This window comes from Methanobrevibacter gottschalkii DSM 11977 (assembly GCF_003814835.1).
Taxonomy (GTDB): domain Archaea; phylum Methanobacteriota; class Methanobacteria; order Methanobacteriales; family Methanobacteriaceae; genus Methanocatella; species Methanocatella gottschalkii.
On the sequence record NZ_RKRG01000001.1, the window covers coordinates 69,750 to 83,214 of the forward strand.

Consider the following 13,465-nt stretch of genomic DNA (forward strand, 5'->3'; position numbering starts at 1 on the left):
TTTGCTTGATTTGATGAAGTTATCACTTAAGATGTAATGTGAGAAAAATGTACTGATTAGATATAATTGAAAAATGGAGGTGAACCTACAAGTGATAACTCATCAAAGAATATTTTGAAAGTTCCAATTAATAAACTAATCGTTTAATCAATCAAAATATTGATTTGAAGTTGTAAAATTAAATTAAATGAAATATAAAGCAATTGCCATAAACAGTAATGCAAATAAACGTCCAGTTTCATTACTCATTCCAAGGACATCGCCGTTAGCTAAAATGAAATTACGTTTTGAAATAGTTGCTATAATAATACCCCCAACAATAGCTCCTAAAACACCAACAACACCAATTAGATTACCTAATAAAAACGCAATACAAATTACAAGAATTGTTGAAACTAAATAATTAACAATTGTAGTTTCTTTAATAAAATAACTTCCAATTCCCGGAATTAAAGGCTTTGATAAAAGTGCGGTAGTTATTAAAGAAGTTTTAGCGGCCATTTCACAAACTATAATCCCAAGTATAAAATAATAATCTAAAATATTATATAATCCTGCAATAGTAAGACTTGCAACTAAAAATAAAGTTGCAACACCACCTGCACCTACAGAAGAATCTTTCATTACACTGATTTTACGTTCAGGATCACCATGAACCATCACACCATCAGCCATGTCCATTACACCATCCAAATGATTATAACCCGTGATTAACATTAAAAACGCATAAACAATAACTGCGGTGAATAACGCATTTAAATGTAGGACTTCAAAAGATACATATCCACAAACAGCAGCTAAAATACCTACTAAAACATGCAAGAATGGCCAACACCAAGTTAATTTAGTCATGTACTCAATTGAGGTGTAAACATTGATTGGTAAAATTGTCGAAAAAGTTAAAAGCCCTAAAAGTGATTTTATTGGGGAAAATTCTTCATTTTCAAAATAGCTATCGTCTTCCATAATTTATTCCTCAACTATTCAATACAACTCATTTGAATTAAAAATATATGTTTATTTTATCAATGACACATCTTCTTGTACTAAATTATATTTTTACTACAACACATCGAATTAATTTTTCTATAAATACTTTAATTTTTGAAACCTCTTTTTTTAATTGCATTCAAAACCAAATTCAACATCATATCTAATATGATTTTATACTGAAAACCACTCTGCACTAGTTAAAGAACATCTAATTATTTAAAATAATCATTTAAATCGGCTGAAAAAGTATTATCAATAGCATCTCTTCCAGAGTACCTGTCCTTAAGCTCCATGTTAATTAATTTCAAATCCTCATTATTAATCAGTAATCTTTCAAAAATAATTTTAGCATCTTTTTTTGAAACAATGGACTTATTAAATTCAAAATAATCCCAAGATTCTTCAAATGAATCCAACATCTCTTCACTTGAAAATTCGTCTTTCAATGATCTTAGATTATTTATATTTTCAGAATTCAAATGTAAATAAAAATCATGATAAACCCCCCGTGAGTAGATCGGATTAATTGTTAAACAGAACCTTCTCATTTCCCATTTTAATGCATCATTTGGATTTTTATCTAATCCTGAAAATATTGCTTTAGATGAAAAACAATTTATTAAATAATCAAAATCTTTATTATTTTTAGCTATTTTTATATGTTCATCAAGATATTTGGAAACAATTTCATTGAAATTTCCATCGTTAGACTCATAAAATCTGTAAAAATCATCAAAATCAAAATTTTTTAAAAATTCATTGTATAGGCCAATCCAAGAATACTCATTTAAATAATCTTTACCTTTTCTGGTTAAAAATAATTTATCGGAGCTAAATTCACTAACAGAAATATCACTTTTACCAATTCTATCGATGAGTTCTTGTTTTCTTCCTGAAACCCTTAGCCCATTATCTCTTAAAATATCTTTCAAATCATTTACTGTTAAACTATAATTAGCAAAATCAGACCATGTTTCTTCAGTAATTTCATAAGTAACATATTCCTCTTCAAATAATAAATCATTGAATATCTCTTGAGGCAATTTTAAATTATTTAAAAAATAAAATGCCACTTCCAGATTATGATATTCATCAATAAATTTTAAAATTCTATATTGATCTAAATCATAACTTGTAGGATATTGTTTTCCATAATTAATATCTTCAAGTTTATATTTTCTGCCAAATCTTTCATATAATCCGGACATAACAGATAACACATTGTCTTTATTGATAAATATTCCATCTTCAAAATTATCATCATCTTCAAAATCAAAATCATTTTCATAAAATAGATTATAACCACAGATTGGACATGATTCATCTGTTAAATTTATAAAGTTACAACAATATGGACATAAATTAGCACCGATTTCAAATATATTGAATGGATCGATTTGCGAATCCAAATCATTAATAAAAAAGTTTAAACGGGTTATAATTCCATCATCAGTAACTTCACCTCGTTCATATTCTTCTTTTAATATATTATTAATTTTTTTTGCTTTATCTTCTGAAATAATGCCATCATCAATAATGTCCTGCATATACTCTGAAAATCCATCATCATTTCCTATGACTACATCAAATCCCAATTGAGATTTTGGCAATTCTTCTTTTAAATCAAACAGTATTTGAGTAAATTCATCAGAATTTTGTAAAAATAAATCTTTGATTTCATTAAAATAATTCTTATTTAAGGATTTACGTTCCCCATATTCTTTAAAATCATTTTTAAGCTCTTCATGATAATAAATAATATTTTTACCAGGAGTTGAGATATCCTTAAGAAATAGACAGGAACGAATATCCAAATCATATATATTGGAAGACAATATTTGATCATCATTATCAAATTCCTCACTGGAATTAGACAAAATATTTTCACTTTTAAAATCAAAGCCAATGGCACTGGCTACAATATTTTCACTTAATTTAGATGCAAATCCATAATGAATTAAAATCTCTACAAGATTCTTTGTTGGCTGTAAAATACTCAATGTATTGCCTGCTGAAAGGAGTACATTAATTTCTAATAAAAATAAAGAATTACCCCTAAATTCAGGTAAGATATAAACCTCATTTAAAACAAAACTAGTCAATGCATTTAATTCATAAAAAGCAAATCCAACAACTTTACTATCAAACAATATCTCTTTAAAAAGATCTCCTGAATTATTTTCTATTATGAATCCTTCATTTTGAATAGCCTCATAAATATATTTATAATCCTTTTTCAAAATAGACTCAACATCCAAAGAATCTGATAAATCATTATGTATAATTTTAGGCATATCATCCATTCTAATAATAAATTCTGTCGTCATGAAAATTCCCTTATAATATGTATTATTTAATAATTTAATAAAACAAGTAATAAAAAAGTTGTTATTACATTTTTACTTGAAAAATTTATAACATGTGCATTATGAATTTATAGTCATGGTTTAAAGAAATAAGAAAAATTGCAAATCATCTTACCAGAATATTCATAACAATTCCTCAAATATTTTAGACATGCATCCCGCAATCAGACCTGCAAAAATATCATCGAGTATGGGAGGCAATCCTGCAATAATTCCAGGTTTTGCTTCATGATATCTCTTAAAATTAAAAGTTGCTTTTGTTCCTGCAATCTGATTTGAAATAGCAAGACCCAATACTTCATCAGTATACAAGTAATCTGAATCATCATGTACATCAAATTCCCTTATGTGATTTCCAGTTAAATCCTGTTCCATCCTCATTCCAGCAATAATTAGTGAAACAACATTAATATCAGTCAGTGATTTAAGAATTTGTGTTTCCATTTTATCTCTAAGTTCCTGAGTTATCTTCACCCCATTTGCAAGTTCCATACCAGTATCCACTAAATCTCCAATTAAAATTCCTTCAGATACCAAATAATCAAGAATTCCAAATGTTAATTCAAGATAACTAAATGCATCTTCCAAACTTATTTCAACTGCATCTTCCATTTTTATTTTTAAATCATCCCAATCTATTTCTTCATATTCTGCATTATTAATATCTAAATCTTGACTTTCAGATACATTAATGTTGGATAAAACTGCTAAAAAGTCATTTGTATTGATTATATTTTGAATATGTGCCGGTAAACACATATTAGCCAGTACCTTTGCTTTAGTATTAGTCACTATTTTAAATATTTTAAGCAAATCTTTTGGAGAAACTACACTATCAATGTAAATTATATGACTTAAATTAATTCTTGCATCAAAAAAACCTTTTGGAGAATTTGCTACTTTTAAATATTCAGTGAAATCTTCAATAACAACATCATTTGCCATGAATGTAAAAATAGTTAAATCATCATAATTATTTTGAAAATAATCAATAGAATCTGAAGCCTGAGCAATATAAGAACCTTTGGATTGATTAAATGCCTCAGCTTTTTTTGCAGTGGCTTTAAACTCATCTTTTGCTTTTACAACATTGACATTTTCTACAATATCAATCCCATCACTTACTGTAAAATCACTTAATGCTAAGAAATGATTCGGATTATTTATACAAATTCCATAATCCTTTTTAGTGATATTTAACTCCATGTAGATAATATATATTAATTATTTAATTTAAATTTATATTAATAACATTAAAAGGACTTTTTATTATGGCAATTATTATTGATCCTCAAGTAAGCGGAATTGCAGGAAACATGTTAATAGGAGCGTTTGTGGATTTAGGTGCAGATGCAAACAAACTAAAAGAAGTTATGGAAAAATCCGCAGAATGTTTTGGAAAAGTTGAAGTTACATTTAAAAAAATAAATAAAAAAGGAATTTCATCTACATATTGTCATGTTGAAATGCTTGAACATAAACATTCCATTTGTTATCCGAAGTTTATTGAAAAAATTAAAAAATTAGACTTAGATAAAAAAGTTAAAGAAACCTCAATCAAAGTATTTGAAAGAATAGCTATTGCAGAAAGTAAAATTCATGGAAAAACTTTAGATAGTGTCCATTTTCATGAAGTAGGTGCAAGTGATGCAGTAGCCGATGTTATAGGATCCATTTATGCATATTATAGTTTAAATTTAGATAATCAAAAAATAATCGGCCTCCCAATAGCTGTTGGAGGGGGAAGAGTTGAAACTGCACATGGAATTATACCAGTTCCAGCACCTGCAGTAGTGGAGGTCTTAAAAAATGCAAAAATGATTGGTGGACCAGTTGACAGTGAACTTGCAACACCAACAGGAGCTGCAGTTTATATGGAGATTTGTGATGAAATAAAAGAATTCATACCATTAATTAAAGCTAAAAAAACAGGTTATGGAGCTGGAAAGAAAGATTTTGACCACCCTAATGTTTTAAGAATCATTGAAAGTTCAGATATTGCTGAAAGTGATAAAATTGATGTTATTGAAACAAATATGGATCATTTGACCGGTGAAGAAATTGGATACTTATTTGATAAACTCCTAGACATTGGTGCAAGAGATGTTTCAGTTACTCCAATAATAATGAAAAAGAACAGACCCGGCAATTTACTTAAAGTGATTTCTAGAAAAGAAAATAGGGAAAAAGTTATTGAAGCAATATTTAAAGAAACTGGAAGTTTAGGTATCCGAATAGCTCCAAATATGCACAGAGGAATTTCAAAAAGAGAATTTAGCAAACAAATATTCAACATAAATGATAAAGATTATGAAGTGACATTTAAAATAGGTTATTTAAACGGTGAAATAATCTCTAAACGGCCAGAATATGAAGACCTGAAAAAGATAGCTCAGGATAGCGGATTACCGCTTAAAAAAATAAGTGAGATGATTAGATGAAAAAGGCTATTTCAATTTTTTCCGGGGGCCTTGACTGTACTGTTGCAACAAGCGTTTTTAGTAAAAGCCATAAAATTCATGCAATAACTTTTAATTATGGTCAAAAAGCATTCAAAAGAGAATTAAAAGCATCAAAAGAAATTTGCAAGAAGATGGATTGGACTCATGAAGTAATTGACCTCCCATGGCTAGCAAATATCAGTAATTCTAGCCTGAATACCAATGAAAAAATCCCAGAACTTTCTGCTGAAGATTTAGATAACTTAAAAATAAGTCAAGAAAGTGCCAGTAGTGTTTGGGTTCCAGCAAGAAACACTGTTTTTACATCAATTGCATTGTCTTATGCTGAAAGTATTGGTGCAAGTTCAATAATTGTTGGTTGGAATGGTGAAGAGGGAGCAACATTTCCAGATAACTCAAAAGGATATATGAAAAAATTTAATGAACTGATCAAAGAAGGTTCACCTGAAAATATTAGAATTGAAGCACCATTAATTGATTTAGATAAAGAAGAAATTGTTAAATTAGGAGTTGAATATGATGCTCCAATGGAATTAAGTTATTCTTGCTACAAAGGCAAGAAAAAGCAATGCGGTATTTGCGAAAGTTGCATGAGACGGAAACGAGCATTCAAAAATTTAGGTATAAAAGATAAAAGTGAATATGAAAATTAATCATGTTTTCTTAAATCCTTTTTTCAAACCTCATTATCCAAATAATACCACCTCTTGAAAATTCAACAGCTCTTTACATAGAATTGAAGAAATAATCAAATTCTGCACTAATTATAATTTATTATTAACTTACACACGATATCAGTATAAGGAATAGATATTTTGATCAGATTATATACACAATATAACAAACTGGAAAATAAAATCAAAGTTTAAATCCGCAATTAATACAAAATACATCATTATTTCCAACTGCTGATCCGCAATTTGGACATCTTAATCCAACATCAAGCTTGGTTCCAGAAGATGTGCAAAATTTAGCATCAATATCAACAGGATTTCCGCAATTTGAACAAAAACCCCCCTCAGAAGAAACAGATTTAACATTAGTTTGATTAACATCACCAATTACTGGTTTTGAATAAAAATCATTATCGTTTGCTATTTCTACAATCAATTGCTGCATAGTAGCTATTCTTTTTGAATCTGCAGGATGTGTTGAAAAGAAATCATGTTCATTAGAATTTTGCATTGACATATCCCTCCAAAATGCAGGAATGCGAGAGACATCATAACCTGCCCAATGAATAATCATCATGCCCAATCTGTCAGCTTCAAGTTCCTGGTCCCTTCCCCAAGAATTCATTAAGAGAAACTGAGACCCAATGCTTGCAACATTAGTGGCTGCTCTTGTTAGACTGCCAAGTTCACCTAAACCAAAAAAATCCATTGCAATACTACCAATCCATGCTGCAGAAGTTATTGCATTTTGAGTATTTTGAGCACTGATTCTGGTTCTAGCATGATCAAGAAGTGCATGAGCCATTTCATGACCCAGAATAAAAGCAATTTTTTCTTCAGTATTTGCAACTGAAAGAATACCTGAAAACATTACAATTTTACCCCCAGGCATGCAAAAAGCATTTACAGCATTATCTCCAACCAAATGAACATCCCAATCATAGTAATCTTCAACATAATCAAGCCTACCAATTTCAGACAAATAACTGTTGACTGCATTGATTAAATTTAAAGCAACATTAATGACAATTTGACCATTTTGAGTATTATCCAAGAGTTGTACTTGATCAATCATTGAATAATATTCCTTGTATGATTCCTTGAGGAATTTATCATCATTAATTTTATCATAATGTTTTCTACCAGTGAATGGATTTATTTCACTTCTATCCTCTTTTGCCATAATTAGTATTATAGAAACATTATATTTAAATTGTGTTTAAAAATTAATAAAAAAATAAAAAAGTGACTGGAAGATTTAAATTAAAATTTTAATCACATAATATACGGAATATGCAAATCCATTGAAAGATGTTCATAATCATCCATTATGTGTTTTTTCAAAAAAATTACAGCTAGCTGCTATTTATTATTGTCTCAGTAAAAAACATTAAAATTGAAATAAAAGGAAAAAAGGTTTTTATATGAAATATAAAGATAGAATAGTTGTTGAAACTATTTTCAAAAAAGAAAGAATAGTTTTAAAATAGTCTATGCTGATTAAAATTTAAAACAAGTACTAGTTTTTTTAGAATAGCAATTGTTACAACTTTGACAAACTGATACTCCCTCACCATTAGCTTTCCAGTCTGCTAAAAAGTCTGCTTGAGCAACAAAGGGTTTGGACATTGAAATATACTCAACAGTCGAACTATTTAAAACATCATTTATTGTTTTCATATCTCTAAGAGATCCCCCTAAAACAACAGGAATATCAACTGCATCAATTAATTTTTCAACATAAACTAAAAAAGGATGTTTTTCACCTTTATCATAAATTTGTGAAATTGTACGTGCAGTAAGTTGAATACTATCAGCACCTGCTTTTTCAAGTTCTTTTGCAATTGCAATACTTTCATCGGCAGTCATTCCATCTTTTCTTGCATCCCACGGATTAATCCTACAACTAACATGGATATCCATGGTCTTTTTAATAACTTTAATTATTTCAGCAGAAATTCTGACACGATTTTCAGTATTCCCACCATATTTATCATCTCTTTGATTGAAATAAGGGTTCATAAATCTTGAAAGATAAAAATTATTCCCCATGTTAATTTGGATTCCATCAAATCCTGCAAATGAGAATTTTTTAGCTGCCATAATTACTTCAGCCTGCAATTTCCTAATGCCCTCTTGAGCAATATCATTAGCTTCTACCTTTTGATTTTCACCGTCATCATAATAAAAGAATGCAAGTTGACCAAAAATTGGAACATCATATTTATGAGCAATATCAGTGACCATTTGATAATCCTTAATGAACCCCCTGTAGTTCATATTGGTTGAATAAGGGTAAAATCTATCTTTATGGTCAAGTGCGAACATTTCAGAGACAATTAACCCTGTACCACTACTTGCAATCTTTTCATATCTATCATAAATATCAGGTGTTAAAAATCCTCCTTCGGAAGTTTCAGTTTCCCAAGTACCTGTTCTAACTATACGACTGTTAAGTTTTAAATCTCCAAATTGAACATTATCGAAAATATCTTTCATATTATCACGACTTAATAAAATATCATTATATTATTTAAAATACTCATTAATATACTTTAAGAAAACAAACAAAATAATGACTATAATTGTACAAAGTTATATTAATATGAAAGATTAAAATATATACAATTAAATTAATGGAGGGAAAAATATGGTGAATCCAATTATTGCAGCAATTATCTCCTTTTTCTTACCAGGTATTGGTCAGATAATACAAGGTGCAGATGTTAAAAAAGGAATAATAATGTTTGTTATTGCTATCATTTTAGGTTGGTTATTAGTAAACTTCCTTGGTAGTTTAGGAAACATTATATATTGTATTTATGCACTTTATGCAGCATACGATGCATATAAAATAGAAGCATAATATTATTTTATTTAATATAAAAATGGTTTAAATATATTATTTAAACCTATTATTTTTTTAAATTTTAATTTTCAAGCAAAAGTTGAATCTAAAAAAATAGAAAATAGGCAATCTATTTGATTACCATTAAAGTGTCACCGGCATTAACTGCATCACCAGGTTCTACAAAGATTTCTTCCACAACACCATCAACTTCAGATTGAATGTCGTTCTCCATCTTCATAGCTTCAATAACACATATGGTGGATCCTTTTGTTACCTTATCCCCAACATTAACTTTAAGTTTAATTACCATACCATTCATTGATGAAGTAACTCCTCCTTCAACCGGATGGAAATTACCATTATCTGCCTCTTCAATTTCCATAAATCCTGTAGGCATGATTTTGACTTCATACATATCTCCATCAACTTCAACATTATATTGGGTTGGAATTCCAATAGCCTCATCTTCACTGAATGCATGAGGTGCTTTAAGTTCTTCTTCTACAGTCTCTCCTTTAAGGAATTTCGGAGCTATTGGTGGATATAATGCATAAGTTAATGCATCTTCATCGGATTTAACAAATCCTTTTTCTTTACCGTCTGCTTTGATTTTATCAAATTCCGGCTCAAGTAAATCAGCAGGTCTGCATGAAATAATCTCTTCATCCCCTAAAATCTTTTTAGATAATTTTTCATCAACAGGTGCTGGTGGTTTACCGTACATTCCTTTCATGTAATCTTTAACTTCATTAGATACTGTTTTGTATCTTTCCCCACCTAAAACATTCATTACAGATTGAATACCAACAATTTGACTTGTTGGAGTTACAAGAGGAGGATATCCCATATCTTTTCTAACACGAGGCATTTCATCCAATACATCATTATACCTGTCAAGTGCATTTTGTTCTTTAAGTTGGGAAATAAGATTTGAAAGCATTCCTCCCGGAATTTGATATAATAATACATCAGCATCAATACTTGTAGAGATAGGATCTAAAATTCCTAAATATTTTTCTTTAATGTCTTCAAAGTATTCTTTAATAGAAGCCAATAATTTTAAATCAAGCCCAGTATCAAATTCGGTTCCTTGTAAAGCTGCAACCATACTTTCTGTTGGTGGTTGACTTGTTCCCCATGCGAGAGGTGAAATGGCAGTGTCTAAAATATCAACACCCGCTTGGCATGCTGCATAATAACTAATTGGAGTCATACCACTAGTACAATGACAATGCAAATCAACAAGCAAATCAGTTTCTTCTTTTAACTTTGATACCAATTCATAAGCAGCTGCAGGAGTTATCAAACCAGCCATATCTTTAACTGCAACAGAATCACAATCAAGAGCTTCAAGATGTTTAGCCAAATCTACAAAACCATCTATAGTGTGAACTGGACTTATAGTATAACTAATTGTACCCTGTACATGCGCACCTTGATCTTTAGCAACAGTTATCGCTTTTTCCATGTTTCTAACATCGTTTAAAGCATCAAATACTCTAAAAATATCTACACCATTTTCGTAGGATTTTTCTACAAATTTTGTTACAATATCATCAGGATAATGCTTATAACCCACTAAATTTTGCCCTCTTAACAGCATTTGAATAGGAGTTTTCTTAAATTCAGATTTTAGTTGTCTCAATCTTTCCCATGGATCTTCATTTAAATATCTAATACAAGTATCAAAAGTAGCCCCACCCCAAGCTTCTACTGAAAAATAACCTACTTTATCCATTTCTTTAGCAACAGGAATCATGTCTCTGGTTCTCATTCTAGTTGCAAGCAGAGATTGGTGAGCATCACGAAGTGCTGTTTCTGTAAATCTTACTTTTGCCATCATTTACACCTCTTTAATATTATTATTTATAAATAATCATAAAATATCCAACTATCATATATATTTTTTGTATTATATAAAAATATGCAAAATCTCCCTATAAACCAGCAATTCAAAGAGATTTTAGAAAAAAAGTTTCAAAAAATAAAAAAATAAAAAATTGAAAAATTATCTTTCCAAATCACCAGAAATGAATTTTTCAACATTTTCAAATGCTTCATCATCAGTGTATTGAATTGGAGGATGTTTCATAGTGTAAGAAGAAATAGAAGTTAATTGTCCACCAATACCCCTTTCTAAACCAATTTTACAACATCTAACAGCATCAATTACACATCCTGCAGAGTTTGGAGAATCCTCTACACTTAATCTAAGTTCAATGTTCATTGGAACATCCCCAAATGTACGACCTTCCATTCTAAGGAAACATAATTTATTATCATTTTGCCATGGAACATAATCACTAGGACCAATATGAATATCCCTATCATCCATTCTTTCTTTTAAAACTGATTGAACTGCTTCAGTTTTAGATTCTTTTTTAGAGTCCAATCTTTCACGATTAAGCATGTTTAAAAAGTCAGTGTTACCACCAGTGTTGATTTGATAGGTTTTATCTAATTTTACACCCCTATCCATAAATAAACTAGCTAGTGTTCTATGAGTGATAGTGGCACCGATTTGAGCTTTAATATCATCACCTACAATAGGAATTCCTTTTGCTTTAAATTTAACATCCCATTCATCATCACTTACAATAAATACCGGCATACAATTTACATATGCAACACCTGCATCAAGAGCACATTGAGCATAATATCTTGCTGCTTTTTCTGAACCCACAGGCAAGTAATTAACTAAAATTTCTGCTCCACTTTCTTTTAAAACTTCAACAACATCAACAGGATCTTCATCACTTACAACAAATGTGTATTCATCATCATAGTTAGACATGTGTTCTGCAACACCATCTAAAACATGACCCATACTTACTTTAGCATCATATTTAGGAATATCTTCTTGAAAAACAGTTGTGCAGTTTGGTTTTGCGAAAATAGCTTCATCAATAGTTTTTCCAACTTTTCTTGCATCCACATCAAAAGCTGCAACAACTTCAATATCACTAGGTTCATATCCTCCAATATCCCAATGCATAAGCCCTATTGCATCTTCAGGGTTCTTACCATCATAATAATGTATTCCTTGAATAAGAGAACTAGCACAGTTTCCTATTCCAACAATTGCTATTTTAATTTTATTCAATATAACACCAGCTTTTAATAATTATAAATTAATACTTTAATAAATAAAATACTAATATTATGTTAATTAATATACTTTATATAATTATGCTTAAATTATAAATTAACTAGAATATAGGAAATAAAAACATGAATCCATATATAGAAATTTTGAGACCCGGAAATGCATTAATGGGTGCAATATCCATAATTTTGGTTGCACTTATTGATAAAACAATTTCAATTCCAGTAATTCTTGCAATGATTGCTGTATTTTTTGAAACATCAGCAGGAAATGTGATTAATGATTATTTTGATTATAAAATTGATTTAATCAATAAACCTGAACGACCAATACCTTCTGGAAGAATTTCACTAAAGAATGGGAGAAACTACGGTTATTCATTATTTGCAGCTGGAACCGTATGTGGTTTTTTAATTAGCTATATTACAAATAATTGGATACCATTTGGAATTGTATTATTTGCAGACATCATCCTTTATTTATATGCATATACATTAAAAACAACACCTTTAATTGGTAATTTAACTGTTGGTTTCATGACTGGTTTCGGATTTGTATTTGGAGGATTTTCCATCAATAATCCAAATATTATAATAACTTCGTTATTTTTAGGATTTTTTGCATTTGTAATGACAACAGCACGGGAAATTGTAAAAGACATTGAAGATATTGAAGGAGATAAAACAGATGGTGCAAAAACTTTACCTATTCTGATTGGTGAGAAAAAACCAGCAATACTTGCAGCTATTTTAATAATAATTGACAGTGCATTGTGTCCTTTATTGTATTATTACCATATTTTTGGAATATTATATCTAGTAGTGATAGCATTTGCAGTCATGCTGTTCATTTACTCCGCAATATTAATATTAAAATCACAAAAAAGAGAGATTGCAGCAAAAGTTTCTAAAAATTTAAAAATTGGAATGCTAATAGCTTTCGTAGCATTTATATTCGGATCTTTAATATAATATTACCCATTAATTTATATAGAGACAATATAAAAATTACTA

11 protein-coding genes are annotated in these 13,465 nt (G+C 29.5%); 4 read left to right on the forward strand and 7 right to left on the reverse strand.

Going from position 1 to position 13,465, the window contains the following annotated elements; translation table 11 throughout:
- Positions 1–183 precede the first annotated feature (183 nt).
- From cobS to EDC42_RS00365, 3 genes are all read right to left on the reverse strand, one after another.
- Positions 184–966 (reverse strand): adenosylcobinamide-GDP ribazoletransferase, encoded by a 783-nt coding sequence (gene cobS, locus EDC42_RS00355; protein ID WP_069574594.1) that lies wholly within the window; start codon positions 964–966, stop codon positions 184–186.
- Positions 967–1,205: 239 nt separating this feature from the next.
- Positions 1,206–3,320 carry an SAP domain-containing protein gene (locus tag EDC42_RS00360; protein WP_069574595.1) on the reverse strand — a complete coding sequence of 705 codons (2,115 nt, stop codon included), beginning with the start codon at positions 3,318–3,320 and terminating at the stop codon, positions 1,206–1,208.
- Positions 3,321–3,482: 162 nt separating this feature from the next.
- Complete coding sequence (locus EDC42_RS00365; protein ID WP_069574596.1) at positions 3,483–4,565, reverse strand: phosphatidylglycerophosphatase A; 1,083 nt, start codon at positions 4,563–4,565, stop codon at positions 3,483–3,485.
- Positions 4,566–4,630: 65 nt separating this feature from the next.
- On the opposite strand from EDC42_RS00365, the gene larC reads away from it, so the two are divergent.
- Positions 4,631–5,800 (forward strand): nickel pincer cofactor biosynthesis protein LarC, encoded by a 1,170-nt coding sequence (larC, locus tag EDC42_RS00370; protein ID WP_069574597.1) that lies wholly within the window; start codon positions 4,631–4,633, stop codon positions 5,798–5,800.
- A complete protein-coding gene (queC, locus tag EDC42_RS00375; protein WP_069574598.1) occupies positions 5,797–6,474 on the forward strand; it encodes a 7-cyano-7-deazaguanine synthase QueC in 678 nt (225 codons plus the stop codon). Before larC ends, queC begins: the two co-directional genes overlap by 4 nt.
- Before the next feature lie 205 nt (positions 6,475–6,679).
- Here queC and EDC42_RS00380 read toward each other — a convergent pair whose 3' ends face one another.
- Positions 6,680–7,678: a M48 family metallopeptidase gene (locus EDC42_RS00380; protein WP_069574599.1), complete on the reverse strand. Its 999-nt coding sequence runs from the start codon at positions 7,676–7,678 to the stop codon at positions 6,680–6,682.
- 317 nt (positions 7,679–7,995) lie between these two features.
- Complete coding sequence (locus tag EDC42_RS00385; RefSeq protein WP_069574600.1) at positions 7,996–8,994, reverse strand: oxidoreductase; 999 nt, start codon at positions 8,992–8,994, stop codon at positions 7,996–7,998.
- Positions 8,995–9,145: 151 nt separating this feature from the next.
- On the opposite strand from EDC42_RS00385, the gene EDC42_RS00390 reads away from it, so the two are divergent.
- Positions 9,146–9,361, forward strand: a complete 216-nt coding sequence (locus EDC42_RS00390; protein ID WP_069574601.1) for a hypothetical protein — start codon at positions 9,146–9,148, stop codon at positions 9,359–9,361.
- A 112-nt stretch (positions 9,362–9,473) separates the two neighbouring features.
- Here EDC42_RS00390 and oadA read toward each other — a convergent pair whose 3' ends face one another.
- Both oadA and EDC42_RS00400 read right to left on the reverse strand, forming a co-directional pair.
- Entirely contained in the window at positions 9,474–11,186 is a 1,713-nt protein-coding gene (gene oadA, locus EDC42_RS00395) for a sodium-extruding oxaloacetate decarboxylase subunit alpha (RefSeq protein ID WP_069574602.1), read from the reverse strand.
- Positions 11,187–11,354: 168 nt separating this feature from the next.
- Positions 11,355–12,449 (reverse strand): inositol-3-phosphate synthase, encoded by a 1,095-nt coding sequence (locus EDC42_RS00400; protein WP_069574603.1) that lies wholly within the window; start codon positions 12,447–12,449, stop codon positions 11,355–11,357.
- 128 nt (positions 12,450–12,577) lie between these two features.
- On the opposite strand from EDC42_RS00400, the gene EDC42_RS00405 reads away from it, so the two are divergent.
- Positions 12,578–13,423, forward strand: a complete 846-nt coding sequence (locus EDC42_RS00405; RefSeq protein ID WP_069574604.1) for a UbiA family prenyltransferase — start codon at positions 12,578–12,580, stop codon at positions 13,421–13,423.
- Positions 13,424–13,465: the final 42 nt, after the last annotated feature.

Excerpts from the sequence above, each read along its gene's own strand:
- EDC42_RS00365 (WP_069574596.1), bottom strand. The coding sequence starts at position 4,565 with ATGGAGTTAAATATCACTAAAAAGGATTATGGAATTTGTATAAATAAT.
- EDC42_RS00385 (WP_069574600.1), bottom strand. The coding sequence starts at position 8,994 with ATGAAAGATATTTTCGATAATGTTCAATTTGGAGATTTAAAACTTAAC.
- EDC42_RS00390 (WP_069574601.1), top strand. The coding sequence starts at position 9,146 with ATGGTGAATCCAATTATTGCAGCAATTATCTCCTTTTTCTTACCAGGT.
- cobS (WP_069574594.1), bottom strand. The coding sequence starts at position 966 with ATGGAAGACGATAGCTATTTTGAAAATGAAGAATTTTCCCCAATAAAA.
- oadA (WP_069574602.1), bottom strand. The coding sequence starts at position 11,186 with ATGGCAAAAGTAAGATTTACAGAAACAGCACTTCGTGATGCTCACCAA.
- larC (WP_069574597.1), top strand. The coding sequence starts at position 4,631 with ATGGCAATTATTATTGATCCTCAAGTAAGCGGAATTGCAGGAAACATG.
- queC (WP_069574598.1), top strand. The coding sequence starts at position 5,797 with ATGAAAAAGGCTATTTCAATTTTTTCCGGGGGCCTTGACTGTACTGTT.
- EDC42_RS00360 (WP_069574595.1), bottom strand. The coding sequence starts at position 3,320 with ATGACGACAGAATTTATTATTAGAATGGATGATATGCCTAAAATTATA.
- EDC42_RS00380 (WP_069574599.1), bottom strand. The coding sequence starts at position 7,678 with ATGGCAAAAGAGGATAGAAGTGAAATAAATCCATTCACTGGTAGAAAA.
- EDC42_RS00405 (WP_069574604.1), top strand. The coding sequence starts at position 12,578 with ATGAATCCATATATAGAAATTTTGAGACCCGGAAATGCATTAATGGGT.